The organism is Phaeobacter sp. JH20_08 (assembly GCF_048056635.1).
In the GTDB taxonomy this organism is placed as follows: Bacteria; Pseudomonadota; Alphaproteobacteria; order Rhodobacterales; family Rhodobacteraceae; genus Phaeobacter; species Phaeobacter bryozoorum.
Window position 1 is genome coordinate 730,215 of record NZ_JAYMVV010000005.1, and the last position, 20,997, is coordinate 751,211.

Annotated in this window: 22 protein-coding genes, 1 tRNA gene and 1 riboswitch; of the genes, 12 read left to right on the top strand and 11 right to left on the bottom strand. The window is 63.9% G+C overall.

Annotated features, from left to right (window positions below):
- Positions 1–180: 180 nt before the first annotated feature.
- Both rpoH and VWY75_RS05500 read left to right on the top strand, forming a co-directional pair.
- Positions 181–1,077, top strand: coding sequence for an RNA polymerase sigma factor RpoH (gene rpoH / locus VWY75_RS05495; RefSeq protein WP_340544992.1), 897 nt, complete (start codon positions 181–183; stop codon positions 1,075–1,077).
- A gap of 263 nt (positions 1,078–1,340) precedes the next feature.
- Entirely contained in the window at positions 1,341–3,275 is a 1,935-nt protein-coding gene (locus VWY75_RS05500; RefSeq protein WP_416556085.1) for a methyl-accepting chemotaxis protein, read from the top strand.
- A 301-nt stretch (positions 3,276–3,576) separates the two neighbouring features.
- Here VWY75_RS05500 and thiD read toward each other — a convergent pair whose 3' ends face one another.
- From thiD to thiC, 7 genes are read right to left on the bottom strand one after another with little or no spacing between them, the layout of a single operon-like run.
- The gene (thiD, locus tag VWY75_RS05505) at positions 3,577–4,371 is read right to left on the bottom strand and encodes a bifunctional hydroxymethylpyrimidine kinase/phosphomethylpyrimidine kinase (protein ID WP_416538090.1); all 795 of its coding nucleotides are present in this window, start codon (positions 4,369–4,371) and stop codon (positions 3,577–3,579) included.
- Entirely contained in the window at positions 4,368–5,357 is a 990-nt protein-coding gene (locus VWY75_RS05510) for a ThiF family adenylyltransferase (protein WP_416538091.1), read from the bottom strand. The genes thiD and VWY75_RS05510 overlap by 4 nt, the downstream gene beginning before the upstream one ends.
- The gene (locus VWY75_RS05515) at positions 5,333–5,926 is read right to left on the bottom strand and encodes a thiamine phosphate synthase (RefSeq protein ID WP_416535514.1); all 594 of its coding nucleotides are present in this window, start codon (positions 5,924–5,926) and stop codon (positions 5,333–5,335) included. The genes VWY75_RS05510 and VWY75_RS05515 overlap by 25 nt, the downstream gene beginning before the upstream one ends.
- A 30-nt stretch (positions 5,927–5,956) precedes the next feature.
- A complete protein-coding gene (locus VWY75_RS05520; protein WP_416538092.1) occupies positions 5,957–6,724 on the bottom strand; it encodes a thiazole synthase in 768 nt (255 codons plus the stop codon).
- A gap of 2 nt (positions 6,725–6,726) precedes the next feature.
- Positions 6,727–6,924: a sulfur carrier protein ThiS gene (gene thiS / locus VWY75_RS05525; RefSeq protein WP_340544998.1), complete on the bottom strand. Its 198-nt coding sequence runs from the start codon at positions 6,922–6,924 to the stop codon at positions 6,727–6,729.
- Positions 6,893–7,867 (bottom strand): FAD-dependent oxidoreductase, encoded by a 975-nt coding sequence (locus VWY75_RS05530; RefSeq protein WP_416538093.1) that lies wholly within the window; start codon positions 7,865–7,867, stop codon positions 6,893–6,895. The genes thiS and VWY75_RS05530 overlap by 32 nt, the downstream gene beginning before the upstream one ends.
- Complete coding sequence (gene thiC / locus VWY75_RS05535; RefSeq protein ID WP_416538094.1) at positions 7,864–9,678, bottom strand: phosphomethylpyrimidine synthase ThiC; 1,815 nt, start codon at positions 9,676–9,678, stop codon at positions 7,864–7,866. The genes VWY75_RS05530 and thiC overlap by 4 nt, the downstream gene beginning before the upstream one ends.
- 121 nt (positions 9,679–9,799) lie before the next feature.
- Positions 9,800–9,928: riboswitch (TPP riboswitch) on the bottom strand.
- Positions 9,929–10,137: 209 nt separating this feature from the next.
- Here thiC and bioB point away from each other — a divergent pair.
- From bioB to VWY75_RS05570, 7 genes are all read left to right on the top strand, one after another.
- Positions 10,138–11,115 (top strand): biotin synthase BioB, encoded by a 978-nt coding sequence (gene bioB, locus VWY75_RS05540; protein ID WP_416535518.1) that lies wholly within the window; start codon positions 10,138–10,140, stop codon positions 11,113–11,115.
- A complete protein-coding gene (locus VWY75_RS05545) occupies positions 11,115–12,254 on the top strand; it encodes an 8-amino-7-oxononanoate synthase (protein ID WP_416538095.1) in 1,140 nt (379 codons plus the stop codon). The genes bioB and VWY75_RS05545 overlap by 1 nt, the downstream gene beginning before the upstream one ends.
- Complete coding sequence (gene bioD / locus VWY75_RS05550) at positions 12,251–12,970, top strand: dethiobiotin synthase (RefSeq protein WP_416538096.1); 720 nt, start codon at positions 12,251–12,253, stop codon at positions 12,968–12,970. Before VWY75_RS05545 ends, bioD begins: the two co-directional genes overlap by 4 nt.
- Positions 12,967–14,265: an adenosylmethionine--8-amino-7-oxononanoate transaminase gene (gene bioA, locus VWY75_RS05555; RefSeq protein WP_416538097.1), complete on the top strand. Its 1,299-nt coding sequence runs from the start codon at positions 12,967–12,969 to the stop codon at positions 14,263–14,265. The genes bioD and bioA overlap by 4 nt, the downstream gene beginning before the upstream one ends.
- Positions 14,266–14,268: 3 nt before the next feature.
- Positions 14,269–14,889: a pimeloyl-ACP methyl esterase BioG family protein gene (locus tag VWY75_RS05560; RefSeq protein ID WP_416538098.1), complete on the top strand. Its 621-nt coding sequence runs from the start codon at positions 14,269–14,271 to the stop codon at positions 14,887–14,889.
- Positions 14,886–15,674, top strand: a complete 789-nt coding sequence (locus VWY75_RS05565; RefSeq protein ID WP_416538099.1) for a methyltransferase — start codon at positions 14,886–14,888, stop codon at positions 15,672–15,674. The genes VWY75_RS05560 and VWY75_RS05565 overlap by 4 nt, the downstream gene beginning before the upstream one ends.
- 96 nt (positions 15,675–15,770) lie before the next feature.
- Positions 15,771–16,298 carry a DUF2478 domain-containing protein gene (locus VWY75_RS05570; RefSeq protein ID WP_416538100.1) on the top strand — a complete coding sequence of 176 codons (528 nt, stop codon included), beginning with the start codon at positions 15,771–15,773 and terminating at the stop codon, positions 16,296–16,298.
- A 224-nt stretch (positions 16,299–16,522) separates the two neighbouring features.
- Here the strand turns inward: VWY75_RS05570 and VWY75_RS05575 are convergent.
- Positions 16,523–16,606: transfer RNA gene (locus VWY75_RS05575), tRNA-Tyr, on the bottom strand.
- Positions 16,607–16,726: 120 nt separating this feature from the next.
- On the opposite strand from VWY75_RS05575, the gene rlmB reads away from it, so the two are divergent.
- From rlmB to VWY75_RS05590, 3 genes are all read left to right on the top strand, one after another.
- The gene (gene rlmB, locus VWY75_RS05580) at positions 16,727–17,503 is read left to right on the top strand and encodes a 23S rRNA (guanosine(2251)-2'-O)-methyltransferase RlmB (RefSeq protein ID WP_340545008.1); all 777 of its coding nucleotides are present in this window, start codon (positions 16,727–16,729) and stop codon (positions 17,501–17,503) included.
- A gap of 218 nt (positions 17,504–17,721) precedes the next feature.
- A complete protein-coding gene (locus VWY75_RS05585) occupies positions 17,722–18,336 on the top strand; it encodes a YHS domain-containing (seleno)protein (protein ID WP_416538101.1) in 615 nt (204 codons plus the stop codon).
- A gap of 367 nt (positions 18,337–18,703) precedes the next feature.
- Positions 18,704–19,174 (top strand): CoA-binding protein, encoded by a 471-nt coding sequence (locus tag VWY75_RS05590; RefSeq protein ID WP_416538102.1) that lies wholly within the window; start codon positions 18,704–18,706, stop codon positions 19,172–19,174.
- 213 nt (positions 19,175–19,387) lie between these two features.
- Here VWY75_RS05590 and VWY75_RS05595 read toward each other — a convergent pair whose 3' ends face one another.
- The 3 genes from VWY75_RS05595 to VWY75_RS05605 are packed head-to-tail and all read right to left on the bottom strand — an operon-like array spanning position 19,388 to position 20,981.
- A complete protein-coding gene (locus VWY75_RS05595; RefSeq protein ID WP_340545011.1) occupies positions 19,388–19,705 on the bottom strand; it encodes a phosphoribosyl-ATP diphosphatase in 318 nt (105 codons plus the stop codon).
- A complete protein-coding gene (gene hisF, locus VWY75_RS05600) occupies positions 19,702–20,463 on the bottom strand; it encodes an imidazole glycerol phosphate synthase subunit HisF (RefSeq protein WP_416538103.1) in 762 nt (253 codons plus the stop codon). The genes VWY75_RS05595 and hisF overlap by 4 nt, the downstream gene beginning before the upstream one ends.
- 35 nt (positions 20,464–20,498) lie before the next feature.
- A complete protein-coding gene (locus VWY75_RS05605; RefSeq protein ID WP_416538104.1) occupies positions 20,499–20,981 on the bottom strand; it encodes a DUF2867 domain-containing protein in 483 nt (160 codons plus the stop codon).
- Between the last annotated feature and the right edge of the window lie 16 nt (positions 20,982–20,997).

Sequence of the window (20,997 nt, forward strand, 5' to 3'; positions counted from 1 at the left end):
AACCGAGATCCCGCCGCGCGTTGCGGCGGGTCGATGGTCTGCAACTTGCTGTGAACTTCGTCACAGACCGCTTTTCTTATGATTCCTATAAGAGATAAACTTGGCAACTCTTGAACGGGGCTGTGCGTTAACCCATATGACGAGATGTTAAGTCCTTATACATTGGGAGGGACACAAAGAATGGCAAATTATGCAAATCTGCCCGCACCGACACCCGAAGGCGGGCTGAACCGGTACCTTCAGGAAATCCGCAAGTTCCCGCTGTTGGAACCGGAAGAGGAATATATGCTGGCCAAGCGCTGGGTCGAAGAGCAGGACAGTGCCTCGGCCCATAAGATGGTGACATCGCACCTGCGTCTGGCGGCGAAAATTGCCATGGGCTATCGCGGCTATGGTCTGCCGCAGGCCGAGGTGATCTCCGAAGCCAATGTCGGTTTGATGCAGGCGGTCAAACGCTTTGATCCCGAAAAGGGCTTTCGCCTGGCGACCTATGCCATGTGGTGGATCCGCGCCTCGATCCAGGAATATATCCTGCGGTCCTGGTCGCTGGTGAAACTCGGCACCACCTCGGCGCAGAAGAAGCTGTTCTTCAATCTGCGCAAGGCCAAGGCCCGTATCGGCGCGCTGGAGGAGGGCGACCTGCACCCCGACACCGTCAAGAAGATCGCCACCGACCTCGGCGTGACCGAGACGGAGGTGATTTCGATGAACCGGCGGATGTCCGGCGGCGATGCCTCTCTCAATGCCACCGTCGGCAGCGAGGGCGAAGGCACGATGCAGTGGCAGGACTGGCTGGAGGATGAGGATGCCGATCAGGCCGGCGACTACGAGGCGCGCGATGAGCTTGAGGCCCGCCGCGAGCTGCTCGCAAATGCGCTTGATGTGCTCAACGATCGCGAGAAGGATATTCTGACGCAGCGCCGGCTGGCCGATCAGGCGAAAACGCTGGAGGACCTCAGCACGCAATATGGCGTCAGCCGCGAGCGTATCCGCCAGATCGAGGTACGCGCCTTCGAGAAACTTCAAAAGAAGATGCGCGAGCTGGCGTCCGAGAAGGGCATGTTGCCGGTGAGCTGACCCGTCCGGAGCGGTCCGCGAATCGCAGATTAAACGGCCCCCTTTGCGGGGCCGTTTTTCCTGTGCCGCGAGGGGCGCCACAGCGCCGCCGCGACCAGCTGCGGCCCGAGGCGGGCGAAGGTTTCCAAACTCTTAAGATAAGAGATTGAAATTCTATGCAATAATGGCGTGAAGCCTGCGATTTTGGGTCTTTGCCTAACGCTTTGTTAGGGGCGCCGGTCCTAGTGTTCGGGGATGTAATTCCTCAAAGGACCAAGTAACCGATGCCGTCCATATTCTTTCGTCTTCCCATCCGTATCTACGCTGTGGTGGCGATGGCACTCGCGCTCTCTGTGCTGCTGACCGTCCTGCTGCTGTCACGCGCAGTCGACAACGCCTATGCCATGCGCGACCGTGAGCTCAGCAATATCATCGATACCTCAATCAGCCTGCTTGCCGATCTTGAGGCGCGGGTACAGTCTGGTGAGCTGACAGCCGAGGAGGCGCGCGCTCAGGGCCGTGAAGTGATTGAGAAAATTCGCTTCGAAACCTCCGGCTACCTCTTTGCATTCGACAAGGAACTTATCGTGCGTGCGCACCCCATGGTGCCGGACTGGGTCGGCACTGACCGGTCCGGCTTCGAAGACGTGAAGGGTATCAAGGTGTTCCAGGAGCTGGGCAAGGTTGCCGCAGCTGATGGTGCCGGCTCGGTCCGCTATTGGTTCCAGAAACCGGGTCAGACCACTCCAGAGCAGAAAATCGGCTATGTGAAGGCCTTTGAACCCTGGGGCTGGGTCATTGGCACCGGCTCCTATGTCTCTGACATTCGGGCGGATCTTGCCCAGATGCGGACCGAAGCGATGGCCACCCTCGCGATCAGCCTGATTCTTCTGGTGATTGCCTCGACGGTCCTGCTGCGCAGTGTTACCGGCCCGATCAACGGTCTGAAGGCGCGGATGGCCACGATGGCCGACGGCGAGACGGCGACGGATGTACCCTATACTCGGGCGCGCAGCGAAATCGGCGAAATGGCCCGAACGCTTGAGGCATTCCGCGGGAAGCTGCAGGAGCAAGACGTGCTGAAAGGCCAGCAGCAGACCCGCGACGCCGAGCGGTCCGATGTGGTGTCGATCATCTCCAGCCGTCTCGCGGCACTGTCGCAGGGCGATCTGACCGTGCGTATCAACGAGACCCTGCCGGAGGATTACGCCCAGCTGCAGCGTGACTTCAACCGCACCGCGGAAACGCTGAGCGCGACCGTGACCCAGGTGATCGACACTGCCGAAAGCATCCGCAACGGCGCCAATGAGATCAGCCAGGCCTCCGACGACCTGTCCAACCGCACCGAAAGCCAGGCCGCCACGCTGGAGGAAACCGCCGCCGCCCTGGACGAGATGACGGCCAGCGTGAAATCCGCCGCCGAAGGTGCCCGCAGTGTCGAAAGCATCATGCAGGAAGCCAAACAGGAGGCCGAAACAAGTGGCACCGTGGTGCAGAGCGCCGTCTCCGCAATGACCGAGATCGAGCAGTCCTCGACCCATATTTCGCAGATCATCGGGGTGATTGACGACATCGCCTTCCAGACCAATCTCCTGGCGCTGAACGCCGGTGTCGAGGCCGCGCGGGCCGGCGAGGCGGGCAAGGGCTTTGCCGTGGTCGCCAGCGAGGTGCGCGCCCTTGCGCAGCGGTCCTCGGATGCGGCGATGGAGATCAAGACGCTGATCGGCGACAGCACCAAACAGGTGGAGCGGGGCGTTGATCTGGTGGGCAAAACCGGCGACGCGCTGCAAAGCATCGTGGAGCGGGTCGGCCATATCTCGAAACTGGTTTCGGGCATCGCAACCGGTGCCAGCGAACAGTCGACCGGTCTGCATGAGATCAACACCGGCGTGACCCAGCTTGACCAGGTCACCCAGCAGAACGCCGCCATGGTCGAAGAGGCCACTGCCGCCGGGCATATGCTCAATGCCGATGCCACCAAGCTGGCCCAGCTGGTCGCCCATTTCCGGGTCGCGGCGGGGGGCAGACCGGCCTCGGAACCTGCCCGCAAGACCCCAGCAGCGGCCCCGGCGCCGCGGGTCACCAGAAATGACCCCAAACCGGCGGCGCCCAGTGCCCATGGCGATGACTGGGATCTGGAGGCGGTGAAACCGACCCCGGCCCCGGCGGTCGCCAGTACCAGTGGCAACGCGGCCAAGGATATCTGGCAGGATTTCTGACCCGGAAACGGGCCTTGAAAGCCAGAATTTCAACGACCGAGACAGAGACCGCGCCGGACCATCCCGGCGCGGTTTTTCCATGCCTGCGGTCTGGCTGACGCCTGCCGCGATGATGCCGCGATTCCCCAGTGCTCCAGTGCTCCAGTGCCATGATCCATCGGCCCTGGTGTCGCGCCGGATGCCGATCGTCGCGATCAACGGCCAATGTCAGTCTCAAAGCGCTCCAGAAATCTGCGGCTGGAAACCGACATCACAGCAGCGAGCACCGGAAACAGGCGGCGGGGAACCGACCATGCGCCAATCAGGCAGGGATCTCTTTCAGCCACTCATGCACATAGTCGCCAGCCGCCCGGCAGGCTGTCTCGATCTGTTGCGCGGCCATCAGCTGGACTGCGATTGCGGTGGCCAGGGTGCAGCCGGTGCCGCGCTTGGTCTGTTTCAGTCTTGGCCGCGGGAAGGCGACATGGGTGGCGTCGCAGAAAAGATGGTCCACTGCCATCGCGTCGGTCCCATGTCCTCCTTTGATCAGAACCGCTCCGGCGCCCGCCTGGTGAAGCTGGCCCGCCTGCGCTGCCATGCCGAAGTGCTGCGGGTCAACGCGGCTCCCGCCGCCCGGAACTGCGCCGTGCAAGCCTGGGCATAGCTGCGATGCTTCGTGCAAGTTGGGGGTGATCAGATCGGCGCGGGCCATTAACGGTGCCAGATCACCGGCGTGCATCAGCCGACCGCCTGAACTGCTGCGCAGAACCGGATCCAGCACAACCGGACAACTCGGCGGGAGCAACCGCGCCAGAGTTGCGGCAATTGCCTCGGCAGCTGCCGCGCTTCCGACCATGCCGATCTTCACCGCGCTGATCGGGCCGGTCTCAACAGCGGCCTGTATCTGACCCAGAATACCGTCAACCGGCGTCGGGTAGATCTCCTGCAAGGCCTGGTTGGTCTGCACGGTCACGGCTGTCACCACCGGTCGCAGGCTCAGCGATCGGGCCGCGAACTGCGGGATCATGCGGGCCATCGCCGTGGCGGCGGCGATATCACGGGTCAGCCCGGCGCCGCCGCTGCTGTCGGTGCCTGCGATGATCAGCAGCGCGCTCATTGCCGCCGCCCCGCTGCCAAGAGCGCCAGATCTCCGGCAAAGTCAGGCGCAAGCTCCGCCGCCTTGCGCCAGGCCCGCAGGCCACTATGACAGGCAAGCACAACCCGGCGGTCCGTCGGCAGATCAGCCGCCGTCAACCGATCCGGCAGGATGCGGACAGCGGTCGTCGTGGCCGGTTCAGCGGCCTCATCCTCCGGGCGCAATTCTATCACGTAATCGGCGGCGGTCACGCTGTTCATCCCGATAAAGGGCAGCGACCACGCAGGCTCTGCGGCCGTGGCGAAATCAAACCCGCCCATCTGAAGCCCGGCAAAGTCGAGGCTGAACATCCGCCCCAGCGGGGTTGGCTGATGGCCCAGTAGCAACTTCAGGGCAAGCTGTGCCTGCAGGGCGCCAATCACCCCGACAACCGGCCCCATAATCCCGGCACTGGCGCAGGTGGCGCTCCTGTCGGGCGGGTCGGGGAAGACGGCGCGCAGCGAGGGGCCGCCCCCGCAAAAGACGCCGACATAACCCGATTGCGCCAGTGCCGACGCACTGATCAGCGGACGCCCCAGCGGCTGACAGCAATCCGAAAGCGTGTAGGACACCGCATAGCTGTCGGCAGCATCTATCACCAGATCGGCGGGGCCGACCGCAGCGGCGCCATTGTCCGGTGTCAGGTCGCGTGCATGGGGGTGCAGCCGCAGCTCCGGCGCCATTGCGATCAGCCGCCTGCGCGCGGCCTCGACCTTGTAGCGACCAACGTCCGCAAATGTATAGAGTGGCTGGCGTGGCAGGTTGGTTGCCTCAACCCGGTCCCCGTCCATCACCGTGATTTCGCCAATACCGGCACCGGCAAGATATTGCAGAACCGGACAGCCAAGCCCGCCGGCCCCGACAACAAGAATATGGGCGCTGGCCAGCCTCTGCTGTCCCTCGGCGCCCACCTCCGGCAAAGCGGTCTGGCGGTCAAAGCGGCTCATCTCGCGCAGGCCCGGATCCATTCCAGGGTCCGCGCCTCCGGGTTGGCGGCCTGCTGGATATCCGTCACCACGGCAGCGCTGTCTGCACCTGCGGCAAAGACCCCGGGCAGGCGTTCGGGCGTCAGCCCGCCAATGGCAACCAGCGGTGTGTCTCCCGCCATCGCTTTCCACCGGCGCACCCGGTCAAGCCCCTGTGGGGCCCATTTCATCTGTTTCAGCAGGGTTTCATAAACCGGACCAAGCGCCACATACTCAGGGCCATGGGCGAGGGCGCGCTCCAGCTCCGCTTCGTCATGGGTCGACAGGCCAAACCGCACGCCCTTGCGGCGCAGGGCCTCGAAATCGGCCGTGTCCATGTCTTCCTGTCCCAGGTGCACAAAGCTGCAGTTCAGATCCAGTGCGGCCTGCCAATAGTCATTGACCACCAGCTGCGCGCCATGCACGGCGCAGAAATCCCGCGCGCGGGCAATCTGGCGGCGGATCTCTGGCTCCGGCAGGTCTTTCAGCCGCAGCTGCACAAGGCGCACCCCATGGGGAACCAGCAGTTCCAATTGGCTGACATGACCAACGATCAGGTAAAAACGCTCCATTGTCGTCTCCGTGAATAAGGGGGGCGCAGCTCAGCTTAGCGCTGCGAGGCCAAGAACAGGGGTGGAGGGCACCGCCATATCGCGCCGCTCCATCGGGTCTGCGTGATATCCGGCGCGCCCGGCCTCAATCGCCAGCGCCATGGCGTGCGCCATTCCGGCAGGATCTCCGGCCTTGGCCACAGCGGTGTTTAGCAGCACGGCATCCATGCCCAGCTCCATCGCCTGCGTCGCATCCGACGGGCGGCCAATGCCCGCATCCACGATCAGCGGCACCTCAGGGAAATAGGCCCGCATCGCGCGCAGGCCATCCGGGTTGCGCAAGCCCTGACCGGATCCGATCGGCGCGCCCCAGGGCATCAGCACCTCACAGCCCGCCTCAAGGAGTTTCTCTCCGACCACCAGATCGTCGGTGGTGTAGGGAAAGACCTGAAACCCATCGTCAGACAGCGTACGCGCGGCCTCGACCAACCCGAACACATCCGGTTGCAGCGTGTCGCAATGGCCGATCACTTCCAGCTTGATCCAGGGCGTGCCGAACAGTTCGCGCGCCATCTGGGCGGTGGTCACTGCTTCCTGCACGGAGTGGCAGCCTGCAGTGTTGGGCAGGATGCGGCAGCCGGTATCGCGCAGGCCGTCCCAGAATCCCGCGCCGGAGCCATCAGCGGTCTCGCGCCGCAGGGACACGGTGATGATCTCGCAGCCACTGGTCCTGATTGCCTCGCTCAGGACCACAGGCGAGGGGTATTGGGCGGTGCCCAGCAGCAGCCGCGAGGTGATCTCTTCTCCATAGATCTGCATCGTCATCCCCCCTGCATCGGGGCGAGCACTTCGATGCGGTCGCCCTCGTTCAGCTCGGTGTCAGCGCGTCGGGTGCGGGCCACAAAGGCGCCATTCAGCGCGGTGGCGACCGACGGGCTGATATAGCCCAGCTCACGCAGCGCAGCTTCCAGCGTCCGGGCGCTCACCTCATGCGCTTTGGCGTTCACGGTGATGTTCATCTGATGTCTCCGGTCTGAGGCGGTCCGCCACCTGCTGCGCCATCGCGGGCGCCAGCAGAAATCCGTGGCGGTACAGCCCGTTGAGGAATAGTGTCCCGCCGTCCTGATGAAGGCGGGGCAGATTGTCGGCAAAGGCGGGGCGCAGCCCGGCACCTGTTTCCACAACGCTGGCCTCGGCAAAGCCCGGGTGCAGGGTGAAGGCTGCATTCAGCAGCTCGCTGAGCGAGCGCAGGGTGACGGGACGGGTGGATGTGCTTTCAACCATGGTGCCGCCGATCATGAACAGCCCGTCGCCGCGTGGGACGAGGTACAGCGGTATTCTCGGGTGCAGCAGCCGCAGGGTGCGGGTGAGCATGACCTCCGGGCAGTGCAGTATCGCCATCTCTCCGCGCACAGGCCGCAGACCCGTTAGCCGGTCGGCGGCGGCGATGCCCCGGCAGTCGATATCAACGCTTCCCGGCGCATCAGCCCCCAGACAGATCTCAACGCCAAGGGCAGAGACCGCAGCCGCCAGATCCCGGATCGCCTGTCGCGGGTCCAGATGTGCCTCCTGCTCAAAGAACAGCCCCTGCGCAAACCGCCCCGCCAGCGCCGGCTCCATCGTCGCGATCTCGGCCTCGTCCACGCCCCGATGCCCGGTGGTGCGGCGGGCAAAGCGGGTCAGCTCGGCCCGGTCGCGGGCAGGCGCCAACATCAGCGTGCCGCGCCTGTGGACGCTCGTGACCTTGGCCCACCAGTCGATGGCGCGGCCACCGAGGGTGATCACCGCCTCCTCGGCGCTTTCGCGTTCGCACCAGGGGGCGAGCATGCCGCCGGCATAGCGCGCGACACTGCCTGCACCGATCGCAGCCGCGCGTTCGTAGATCTGCACGGCGGCCCCGCGCTGCGCCAGCTCATAGGCGCAGGCGAGACCGGCGAGGCCTGCGCCTGCGATGGTGATCATTCCGCCGGTTCCGCAGCCTCAGGTGCAGGCACATAGAGCTCGCCGCCCTCGCGGAACTTGGCCGCCATTGCCTCCATGCCTTCCTTCTGCGCTTCGGCGCGGATGTCGTGGCTGATCCGCATGGAGCAGAACTTCGGCCCGCACATGGAGCAGAAATGCGCCACCTTATGGGCCTGTTTCGGCAGAGTCTGGTCGTGGAATTCGCGCGCAGTATCCGGGTCCAGCGACAGGTTGAACTGATCCTCCCAGCGGAACTCAAACCGCGCGCGGGAGAGCGCATCATCGCGGCGCTGCGCCCCCGGCAGACCCTTGGCCAGATCGGCGGCATGGGCTGCGATCTTATAGGTGATCACGCCGGTTTTCACGTCGTCCCGGTCAGGCAGGCCCAGGTGCTCCTTCGGCGTCACGTAGCACAGCATCGCGCAGCCGAACCAGCCGATCATCGCCGCCCCGATGCCGCTGGTGATGTGGTCATAGCCCGGCGCGATGTCGGTGGTCAGCGGCCCCAGCGTATAGAACGGCGCCTCGTGGCAGCACTCCAGCTGCTTGTCCATGTTTTCCTTGATCTTGTGCATGGCGACATGGCCCGGCCCCTCGATCATCACCTGGCAGTCCTTGGCCCAAGCGATCTTGGTGAGTTCCCCAAGGGTTTCCAGCTCGGCAAACTGCGCCTCGTCATTGGCATCGGCGATGGAGCCGGGGCGCAAGCCATCACCCAGCGAGAAGCTGACGTCATACTGGCGGCAGATGTCGCAGATCTCCTCGAAATGCTCATAGAGGAAGCTTTCCTTGTGGTGATGCAGGCACCACTTCGCCATGATCGAGCCGCCGCGCGAGACGATCCCGGTCACCCGGTTCACGGTCATCGGCACCATGTGCAGCCGCACACCCGCATGAATGGTGAAGTAATCGACGCCCTGTTCCGCCTGCTCGATCAGCGTGTCGCGGAACACTTCCCAGGTCAGGTCCTCGGCGATGCCATTCACCTTCTCCAGCGCCTGATAGATCGGCACGGTGCCGATCGGCACGGGGGAGTTACGCACGATCCATTCGCGGGTGTTGTGGATGTTGCGCCCCGTGGACAGGTCCATCACCGTGTCAGCACCCCAGCGGATCGCCCAGACCAGCTTGTCCACCTCTTCCTCCATTGAGGAGGTGACAGCAGAGGTGCCCATATTGGCGTTGATCTTCACCTTGAAATTGCGGCCGATGATCATCGGCTCGAGTTCAGGGTGGTTGATGTTGGCCGGGATGATGGCGCGACCGGCGGCGATTTCGGAGCGCACGAATTCCGGCGTCACGTAGTCGGGGATATTGGCGCCAAAGTCATTGCCGTCGCGTTTGCCGTGGCAGGGCGACAGCTCGCGCAGCTGGTTTTCGCGGATCGCCACAAATTCCATCTCCGGCGTGATGATACCGGCGCGGGCATAGGCCAGCTGGGTTGGCGCGGCGCCGTCCTTGCCGCGCAGCGGGGCAGGCTTCACCGGGAACTCAGGCACCAGCCGGTCGCCCTCGACAAAACCGTTGTCCTCTGGCTTCACATCGCGGCCCTGATAGCTCTCGACGTCGCCGCGCGCGAGGGTCCACTGGCGGCGCAGGGCGGGCAGGCCCTGTCGGATATCGGTCAGCACATCCGGGTCGGTGTAGGGGCCGGAGCTGTCATAGACCGGCAGCGGCGGCTCGCCCGCAGTGGGGTGGGTGGCGATCTCGCGCATCGGCACGCGGATGTCCTGATGGACCTCGCCTGCAACGTAGATCTTGCGCGATGCGGGCAGGCCACCTGTGGTGATCTTTGGGTTGGGGACGTTCATTATGGTGCTCCTCGAAGCCTAGACTCAGAAAAGACACCAGATGAGGCTTGGCTCGGGAAACAGAGGGCGCGCGGCCCTCTTGTTCGGTCAACGCAGGGTGGTCGGGGTGTATTTGTCCCGGCGCCGTGCATGCCTAGCTTCCTACGCCAGTATCAACTGGGTCAGGTTCAAAGGGTCGCGCCGCCGGTTTGGGTTGCCCCGCACCAAAACGCCTCTCAGTCCCCTTGGCGGGACTCCCCTGCGTGCCTTAGGGGTAGGGGAGATGCTGTCATCCCGTCAACCTGTAATTTTATAGATTATTTATATGTATAAATAACAATGCGCTAAATCCAAGATGACTCCTCCGGTGGGGCAAATCGCTGCATCGCAGCTTTACGCTTGATCGCAACCCTGCAAGTTATCTATAAAACCGCAACGCCATCCGCGCATGGCCGACAGGTATAGAGAACAGGAGACAGCATGCTGGACGCTGCACCCATCCGCACCGACTGGACCCGCGAGGAAGCGGAAGCGATCTACAACAAGCCGTTCATGGATCTGCTGTTTGAGGCGCACAGCGTGCACCGACAGTATTTCGACCCCAATCAGGTGCAGAAATCCAAGCTCCTGAGCATCAAGACCGGCGGCTGCGCCGAGGATTGCGCCTATTGCTCGCAGTCGGCGCGCAACGGCGCGCAGCTCTCGGCCTCCAAGCTGATCGAGGTGCAGCGAGTGATTGCCGAGGCCAGGAAAGCCAAGGAAGGCGGCGCGACGCGCTATTGTATGGGCGCCGCCTGGCGTTCGCCCAAGGACCGCGACATGGCCGCACTTGAGGCGATGGTGCAGGGCGTCAAGGACCTGGGCATGGAAACCTGCATGACCCTGGGCATGCTGGACGAAGAGCAGGTGTTCCGCCTGCGCGACGCCGGTCTCGACTACTACAACCACAACATCGACACCTCCGAGCGTTACTACTCCGAGATCATCACCACCCGCACCTTTGCCGACCGGATCGACACCCTGAACCGGGTTCGCGAGGCGGGCATCAAGGTCTGTTCCGGCGGCATCGTCGGCATGGGCGAGCAGCAGCTGGACCGCATCGACATGATGCTGGCGCTGGCCACGCTCGAGGTGCATCCGGATTCAGTGCCGGTCAATATGCTGATCCCGATTGCCGACACGCCGCTCGCCAATGTCGAGAAGCTGGATCCGATCGAATTTGTCCGCTCCGTGGCGCTGGCCCGGATTTTGATGCCGAAATCCCATGTGCGCCTCTCCGCAGGCCGCACCGATATGTCGGACGAGATGCAGGCGATGTGCTTCTTTGCCGGTGCCAACTCGATCTTTGTGGGCGACACGCTGCTGACCGCCGACAACCCCGAAGAGGACAAGGATCAGCAGCTGTTCGACCGTCTGGGCATCACCGCCATGGCCGCGGGCTGCGACGGCAGCCGCTGATGGCGGGCGCCTTCCCGAGGCATGACAGATCGCTGGAAGCGCTGCGCACACGTGGACGCTACCGGCAACTGATGCCGCGGGACGGGCATGACTTTGCCTCCAACGACTACCTTGGGCTGGCAGGCAGCGATGTGCTGCGCGCCGCCGCTTCAGATGCGCTGGCGCGCGGGGTTCCGGTGGGGGCGGGCGGTTCGCGCCTCTTGCGTGGCAACGATGCGGAGCACCAGCTGCTGGAGACGGAGGCGGCCGCGTTCTTCGGCACCGAGGCGGCGCTGTTCATGGGCGGCGGTTTCAATGCCAATCAGGCGATTTTCTCCACGCTGCCGCATCAAGATGATCTGGTGCTTTATGATGTGCTGATCCATGCCAGCACCCATGACGGGATGCGGCTGGGCCGGGCAGAGACCCGCAGCTTCGCTCATGGCGATGCGGAGGACGCGGCACGGGTGCTGAAGGATTGGCGCTCGACAGGCGGTTCAGGCCAGGTCTGGATCGCGGTAGAGGCGGTTTATTCCATGGACGGCGACCTCGCGCCGCTGGGGGCGCTGATGGCGCTGGCGGATGCAGAGGGCGCCGTGCTGGTGGTGGATGAGGCGCATTCGACCGGCGTGTTCGGCGATCTGGGTCGCGGACTGGCACATGACATCGCCCACCGCCCCAACGTCCTTTCCTTGCACACCTGCGGGAAGGCGCTGGGCGGTTCCGGCGCTTTGATTTGCGGCCAGCGGGTTCTGATCGAAACGCTGATCAACAAGGCGCGCGGCTTCATCTTCGCAACCGCGCCGTCACCCTTGAATGCGGCTTTGGTGCGGGCCGCCTTGCAGGAGCTGCAACAGAACCCGGGCCGCCGCGAGCGGGCGTGGCAGGGGATTACTCATGCGCATGATGAGGCCAAACGCCAGTGCGGGCTGGAAGGATTCCAAAGCCAGATCCTGCCGGTGGTGATTGGCGACGATAAGCGCACCATGGCGCTGGCCGCGAGGATGCAGGCCCGCGGCTATGACATTCGCGGCATCCGCCCGCCGACGGTGCCGCGCGGCACCTCGCGGCTGCGGCTGTCGATCACATTGAACACAGGGGCAGAGGTCATCACCCGGATGTTCGAAGACCTCGCCCGGGAAATGGAGAGTGCAGCATGAGCGCGCTGATCGTGACCGGAACCGATACCGGCATCGGCAAGACCATCTTTTCCGCCGGTCTGGTGCAGGCGCTCGGTGCCACCTACTGGAAGCCGGTGCAATCCGGGCTGGAGGAGGAGACCGACAGCCAGATCGTCGCCCGCCTGTCGGGCCGCCCGGCGCTGCCGGAGGGATACCTGCTGCAGCTGCCCGCCTCGCCGCATCTGTCGGCAGAGGCCGAAGGGGTGGAGATCGACCCGGATACGCTGTCCTTGCCCGAGGTGGACGGCGTGCTGGTGGCCGAGGGCGCGGGCGGGCTGATGGTGCCCTTGAACCGCAAGCTGCTGTACCTCGACCTGTTCGCCCGCTGGTGCGCACCGGTGATCCTCTGCGCCCGGACGCAGCTGGGCACGATCAACCATACGCTGCTGTCGCTGAGGGCGCTGCGCGATGCAGGCTGTCCGGTGGTCGGCGTGGCCTTCATAGGCGACGCGGAGCCGGCGGTGGAGGAAACCATCTGCCAGTTCGGCCAGGTCGCGCATTTGGGACGGCTGCCCTTCATGGAAGAGCTGAGGGCCGCGCCCGAGCCTGGGCGGGTGCGAAGCGCCCTTCCGGGGGGAGGGTCGGGCGCGGCCCGGTCTATCGACCGGACAAGAACGGTGCTCGAAGATACCTTTGCCGAAAGCATCAACGTGGACCTGATCAAGGAGGCCTTGGCCCAAGGAGAGATGGCATGAGTGCGGCAGACCTCACCCAGCTGGAATTCGACCAGCAGCACCTCTGGCACCCTTACACCAACGTCGCCAAGCCTGGCCCGACCTTTGTGGTGAAGGAAAGCGAGGGCATGTACATCACGCTGGACGACGGCACAAGGCTGATCGACGCCATGTCGTCCTGGTGGTGCATGATGCACGGCCACAGGAACCCGGCAATCACCAAGGCGATCCACGCCCAGCTCGACACCCTGCCGCATGTGATGTTCGGCGGGCTGACCCATGACCCCGCCATCGACCTGGGCCGCAAGCTCTTGGAGATCGCGCCCGAAAGCCTGACGCGCATTTTTTACTGCGACAGCGGCTCGGTCTCGGTCGAGGTCGCGATGAAGATGGCGGTGCAGTACCAGCACGCTATCGGCCAGCCGGACCGCCAGCAGTTCGCCACCATCCGCGCCGGCTATCACGGCGATACCTGGAAGGCGATGAGCGTCTGCGACCCCGACACCGGCATGCACCACCTGTTCCAGGGCGCGCTGAGCGTGCAGCATTTCGTCTCACGCCCGCCGGTCCGCATCCATGAGGACTGGGTGGACGACCCGGCCCTAAACGGATTGGGTGAACTGCGCGATGTGCTGGAGGCCAACGCAGAAAGGATCGCCGCCTTCATCCTGGAACCTGTGGTGCAGGGTACTGGCGGTATGTATTTCTACCACCCGGAATATCTCAATCAGGCCCGTATCATCTGCGATGAGCTGGGTATCCTCCTGATCTTCGACGAAATCGCTACCGGCTTTGGTCGCACGGGGGAGCTGTTCGCTACCAATTTTTGCACAGTGGAGCCGGATATCATCTGCCTTGGCAAGGGGCTGACCGGCGGCCATATCTCCTTTGCCTGCACCATGACCAACGACCGTGTGGCGGAGGGCATCGGCGGCGGCAGTCCCGGTCTGTTCATGCACGGGCCGACCTACATGGGCAATCCGCTGGCCTGCGCCGCGGCTAAGGCCTCTCTGGATCTGCTGACCGGACAGGACTGGCGCGGCACCGTGGCGGCCATCGCTGAGCAGTTGCAGGCCGAACTGGCCCCGGCCCGCGATCTACCCAATGTGGCTGATGTGCGGGTCTTGGGCGCCATTGGTGTCATCGAGATGAAGCACCGCGTCTCGGCGGATGAGGCGCACGCGCGGGCGCATGAGATGGGCGTGTTCCTGCGCCCCTTCGGCACCAATATCTACACCATGCCGCCCTTCATCACATCGGCAGATCAGCTGAGCGAAATCACCGCAGGCATGCTGCGGCTGGCGCGGGAACTCTAGGCGATGGAATTCCGCTGGCTCAAACAGAACGAGGCAGTCGAGGCCATCGTGGTCTTCGGCGGCTGGGCGATTGGGGCGGATGTTTTTGCGCATCTGACCGGCCCTGAGGATGTTCTGTTTGTCAGCGATTTCCGCAGCCTTGATGCCGATCTCCCCGATCTGTCTGGCTACGATCATGTCACGCTGCTGGCCTGGTCTTTCGGCGTTGCGGGTTATGCCCATTGGCAGCAGTGGCGCGGCGATCCCTTTGATCGCAAGGTCGCGGTCAACGGCACCCTTGCGCCTGTGGACGAGACGCGCGGCATCCCGCCGGAGGTGATGGCCAGGACCGCAGAGGGGCTGAGTGAGCAGAGCTTTGCCCAGTTCCTGCGCCGGACATTCAATGCGCCGCAGTCTCCCCATGAGATCGACATCGACGCCCGCCGGGCCGAGCTGCATGCGGTCGCGCAGCGCGGACCGGCGCCGGCTGTCGGCTTTGATCTGGTCTGGATCGCCGGGCGGGACCGGATCTTTCCGCCCGCAAATCAGCACCGGGCCTGGGCGGGCGTGGCGCTGAGGGAGCTGCCTACAGCCGCCCACGCGCCGTTTGATCACTTCGACAGCTGGCAGGCCCTGCTGTCATGAGGGATCTGCCCCCCCCAACCGTGGATGCCGCCCGCGTGGCCCGCGCCTTTCGCCGTGGGCTTGGGAGCTACCACGATGCTGCCAGCGCGCAGGCACAGATCGCGGCAGAGCTGTCGGCGCTCCTCGCTGCACATATCGGCACCTCCCCCGTCGCACATCTGTTTGAATTCGGGGCAGGGACCGGCCATCTGACCGATGCGCTGTTGCGGGATCTGTCGGTCCGCCATCTCACGCTCAACGACCTTGTGCCAGAGGCAGAGGCAGGCCTTCAGCCGGTTCTGGCAGCGCATGGGCAATCGGCGCTCTTCCTGCCGGGACGGATCGAAACCCTCGCGCTGCCCGAAAACCTGGACCTGATCGCGGCTGCCTCGGTTGTGCAGTGGATCGGCGACCTGCCTTCCCTCCTGCAAGGGTTTGAGACCGCGCTGCGCCCCGGTGGCTGGCTGGCGCTCTCTGGCTTTGGGCACGCGCATTTCCACGAATTGGTCGCGCTGGGGTCCGGGGCGGCGGCGCCCAACTACATGGATCACCACGAATGGGCGCAGCATCTGCCGCCGGGACTGCGACTTGTCGAGTTGCGGCAGGCTCCGATCACGCTCAGCTTTGAGACCCCGCGCGCCGTGCTGCGCCACCTGCGGGCAACGGGCGTGAATGGCCAGTCTCGGGGAGGCTGGACCCGCAGAAGGCTGCGCCAGTTCGAGGAGGACTATCGTCGCCGCTTTGGCCATCAGGGGGGCGTGCGGCTGACCTATGATCCGGTGCTGATGCTGGCACAGCGTGTCTGATGCCAAAGTCGTGTATCGCGCGGCAATCGGGCCTCTGGCTGTCATGTGCATTTGGGGTTAGCCTGCGGGCACGCAATTTCCTAGCAAGAGGCCACAATGCATCTGTCCTACGTGATGACCCAGGAACGCGGTGCCACCGATAAACTGCTCAGCGCCCTGGCGGAGCGGTTGCAGGCCGATGGGCTGCGGCTGGCTGGCATCGTCCAGACCAACACCGAATGCTACGACAGCCAGCTCTGTGACATGGATGTGCGCGTTCTGCCCGCGGGCGAAACCATCCGCATCTCGCAGTCTCTCGGCCCCGAGGCACGCGGCTGCCGCCTGAACCCCGAGGCGCTGGAGCGCGCGGTTGGACAGGTCACGGCAGCGCTGGGGCAGGACCCGGCGCCGCAGGTTCTGCTGGTCAATAAATTTGGCAAACACGAAGCTGACGGACGCGGGATGCGCCCCGTTATCGGCGAAGCGCTGGCGCGCGGCGCGGTCGTGGTTTCAGGTGTGAACCGGATGAATGTGGAGGCGTTTCAGAGCTTTTCCGACGGGCTGGCACAGGAGGCCGAACCGGACCTTGAGGCGTTGGTAAGCTGGGTCCATTCCGCCGTCGCACAGGCCGAACAGGAGCGCTGAAGCCTTCGCGTCCAACCTCCAATTCGATGAGGCCGGCGCAGATTGCTGCGCCGGTTTTCTTCTGCCGCAGCCACGGATCATCAGCAGATGACATGGAAAGCAGCTCAGCGGCCGAGCGTCTTGATGTGCCGGAATAGTGATATGTATCAGAGGCTTGCGAGATGCGCCCATGGTCCGGGCGGCTGCCACCATCTTCTTGCTTACCGTCACTGAAAGAGAGAAGATGGTGGGCGACCCTGGAATCGAACCAGGCGTGCGTCTCCGCGAGGGAGTTACAGTCCCCTGCCACACCTTGCGGCCTGTCGCCCACAATCAGTTGCGTGTTGCACCTGATGTGGAGGCGTGATTACAAGCAGGCCAAAGGGGCGTCAACAGGAAAATCGCCAGATTTTCACACGGGTCCGGATTTCTTTCTGCTGGAGAGCAAAATGTCTAAAAAACCCAAATGGGTCGTCGAAAAAGAGCAGTCCAAAAAGGCAGCCTCGGCGGAAACGGTATGGTTGTTTGGTCTGCATGCGGTGCGCGATGCGCTGCTCAATCCCAAGCGCGAAAAACTGCGTCTGATGGTGACCCAGAACGCCGAGGCGAAACTGGCCGATGCCATCGCCCAGTCGGGCATCGAGGCCGAGGTGATCGACCCGCGCAAGTTCAACCCGCCGATCGACAAACAATCCGTCCATCAGGGCGCGGCGATGGAGGTCAAGCCGTTGAACTGGGGTGGTCTGGCGGAAAACTGCATCGGTGCCGAACGCCCGCGTGTGGTGCTCCTGGACCGGGTCACTGATCCGCATAACGTCGGTGCCATCCTGCGCTCGGCCGAGGTGCTGGGCGCCAGCGCCGTGATCGGCACGCGGCACAACTCGGCACCGGAAACCGGCGCCCTTGCCAAAACCGCCAGCGGCGCGCTTGAGCGCCAGCCCTATCTGCGGATGCGCAATCTCGCCGATACCATCGTCGAGTTGCAGCGGATGGGGTTTCTGGTGCTCGGCCTTGATGGCGAGGCGGAAGAGACCATCGAAACCGTGCTTGAGGGGCGCAAGGGGGATCCGGTAGCCCTCGTGCTGGGGGCAGAAGGGCCGGGCCTGCGCCAGAAGACCAAGGAAACTGTGGATCATCTGGTGAAGATTGACGCGGCGGGCGGATTCGGATCGCTGAACGTCTCCAATGCCGCGGCGATTGCGCTTTATGCCTCCATTGCGCGCTAAGCCTTGCCTGCCTGTCGATGCCGCCAGCTGAACCGCTAGCGGCGGCCCAGCCCCGATCAGGGGTTGGGCGCATCTGTGCAAAGGTCACGGATCCATCACAAATGCGTATCCACCCTTTGCAGCGGCCTGCGCGCCGGGCAGACTTGGCCGGGCAAGAGCGACTGTTCTTGCTGCGCTTTAAATTCAACCCCAGTTGCCTGACAAGGACCTGCACGCCCGTGACGTTTTCGACTGCCATCATCTGCCGGAGCTGGCGCGCCTGCGCGCAGCCCGTGTTGGGTGCCTCGGCAGGACTGGTGGCTGGTTTGCTGGCCAGTTTGCTGGTCGGTCTGGTGGTCGGCGGGGCCGCGACGCGAAGCGATGCCAAGGCGGGATCCAGGCTCGCCGCCCTGTGCCTGGGCGCGCTGATCACCCTGGCCGCAGCGACGCTGACAGCCGCGCCAGCACGGGCGGAGGTTGCACTGGTCTCCGCGCCGCGGGGGCTGGCGGTGGGCGGCCATGACGTGGTGGCGTTCTTTCAGGATGGCGCGGCAATTCCCGGTCAGCAAGACCATGCGATCCTGTGGCGCGGGGCGATCTGGCGCTTTGCCTCATCGCAGAATCAGGAAGAATTCGAACGCAATCCCAGAGCTTTTGCGCCACGATTTGGCGGCTATTGCGCCTATGCGCTGTCGCAGGGATATCTGGCGCCCGGCAATCCGACGCTCTGGGTGATTGCCGACGGGCGACTCTATCTCCTGAACAACCCCAGCGCATTGGCCGCCTGGGAGGCGGAGCGGCTGAGGTTGATCGCTGATGCCGAACAGCAGTGGCCAGCCGTCCTGCGCAAATGACCGCCTCGAACGCCTGCTTGTGCTATGGGCCTATGTGACTGGCCCCGCAGGAGAAATGTCACGAATTTGAGAGGATCCCTTTCAAAACGCGATGACCATCCCATATTATTAACAGACTGCGAATTGGAACCTTCGCAGATCTTTTTCACTGTCCCTCGTTCCATACCTCGCGCCCAGGTTTGTCCTGGGCGCTTTTTTATTGTCTGACCGGGCTTTATCTCTCGTTCTTGCACCAACAGGCTGGTCCGTCTGCGGGCGTCAGAGCCGTTGCAATTCATCTTGCACCTCGTGTCCCAGCCGATAGGCTCAGGCAGATCGAAGCGCGATGAGGGCGCCTTGATACAAGGCCAGAACAGCCGGGGGAGCGATGCCAGACTATTCCGATCGACATCTGAAGGACGTGCTCACACGCAGCAAGACCATTGCCGTGGTCGGGGTCTCCACGAACCCGGTGCGTCCCAGCTACTATGTGGCCCGCTATCTCGGGTTCAAGGGCTATCGCGTCCTGCCGGTGAATCCCGGTCATGCCGGCAAAACCCTGTTCGGCCAGACCATTCACGCCAGTCTACGGGACATCGACGAGCCGGTGCATATGGTCGACATCTTTCGCCGCTCAGAGGCAGTCCCACCCATTGTCGAGGAGGCGCTGGAGGTCTGCGAGGGGCTGCAGACGATCTGGATGCAGATCGGGGTCGAACATGCCGAAGCGGCTGAACGGGCAGAAGCGGCAGGCCTCACCGTGATCCAGAACCGGTGCCCCAAGATTGAATATCAGCGCCTGTTTGGCGAGCTGCGCATGGGTGGGTTTGCCACCGGAATCATCTCGTCGAAACTGTGATGCCCGACCGCCGGGCAGGGCGCTCCCGCCCATTCCCGCCGCCCTGACGGGCGGCATACACGGTTGGGCCGGGCGCCGCTGCGCGGCGCAGACGATGTGTTGGGATCCCTCGAAGGGCCTTGACGATTGTAAGGGGCCTTTTGCGCGTCAAGGGCAAGCCGCGCGTGCCGCGCGGAGGCTGCGCCTCCCCTGATCCGCCGCATGGCCTGGATTTCAGCCTTTGGGGCGGGCGGCCTTCTCGGCGATGCCGCTCAGACCCTGACGCTCGGCCAGCACCTGTAGCACATCATCCAGCGCCACATCGCGGGCCGCCAGCATCACCAGAAAATGATACAGCACATCGGCGCCCTCGGAGGCAAGTCCGGCCGTGTTGTCCTTCACCGCCTCAATGATGGCCTCAATGGCTTCCTCGCCGAATTTCTCGGCGCATTTCTCTGGACCCTTGGCCAGCAGTTTGGCGGTCCAGCTGCTCTCCGGATCAGCCCCCTTGCGGGACAGAATGGTGGCTTCGAGATCGTGCAGCAGACTCATGTCAGCCTCATCGGGATACCGGCCTTGGCCATATGCTCTTTGGCCTCCTGGATGGTGTATTCGCCAAAGTGGAAGATCGACGCCGCCAGAACCGCGCTGGCGCCGCCTTCGGTGACGCCCTCGACCAGATGGTCGAGCGTGCCAACCCCGCCAGAGGCAATCACCGGCACGTCCACCGCATCCGAAATGGCGCGGGTGAGCGGCAGGTTGAAGCCGGATTTCGTGCCGTCGCGATCCATCGAGGTGAGCAGAATTTCCCCGGCGCCCTTGGCAACGACCAGCCGGGCAAAGTCCACCGCATCAATGCCGGTTTCTCGGCGCCCGCCATGGGTGAAGATCTCCCATTTGCCGGGGGCCACGGTCTTGGCGTCGATGGCGCAGACGATGCACTGGCTGCCAAACTGATCGGCCGCCTCGCGGATCACATCCGGGTTGGCCACGGCTGCGGAATTGAACGACACCTTATCGGCGCCTGCCAGCAGCAACGCGCGCACATCATCCTTTGTGCGCACCCCACCGCCCACGGTCAGCGGCACAAAACACTGCTCTGCGGTGCGTCGCACCATATCGAACATGGTGCCGCGATTTTCGTGGGTTGCATGAATGTCGAGAAAGCAGATTTCATCCGCGCCTGCCGTGTCATAGGCCTTGGCTGCCTCAACCGGGTCTCCGGCATCGCGCAGGCCGACAAAATTGACACCTTTGACCACGCGGCCGTCAGCCACGTCGAGACAGGGGATGATACGGGTCTTCAGCATGGCGATCCCTTTGCCGCTGGGGGTGCCTTGTGTCTTTACTGCGCGGGTGGTTGGGATGCAATCATCGGGCGGTGCCGCGCGATGCGGCGCATGCTGTCACGGATGATCAGGATGTGAAACGGCATCACCAGCGCCAGATAGATCCGTCCCAGCAGATTGTGACGATGCACCCAGGTGGCCATGTGAATCCGTCCTTCGTGCCGCAATACGGTGACCCGGAAATCGAGATGAGCATCATCGGCGCCCAGGATCAGCTCGCGGCTGTCCTCGAATGTCACCGGAAAAATCGCGCCCTCGCCGCTGTCGCTCAGCTCGGTCTTCAGTCCGAACGGACGGACCAAGGCATTGCGCAGCCGCAGGAGTGCGGCTGCCCAGCCCGGCATCGACAGGCCGATATCGGCGGCCTCACGCGGGGTGAGCGGGCTGTCGACCGCATAGCCATCGACAAAATCACCGGGCGATACCATCTGCCACAAACGGGCGCTGTCTGGGAGGCGGGTCTTGCGGACGCGGGGCATGGGAGAACTTTCGTGT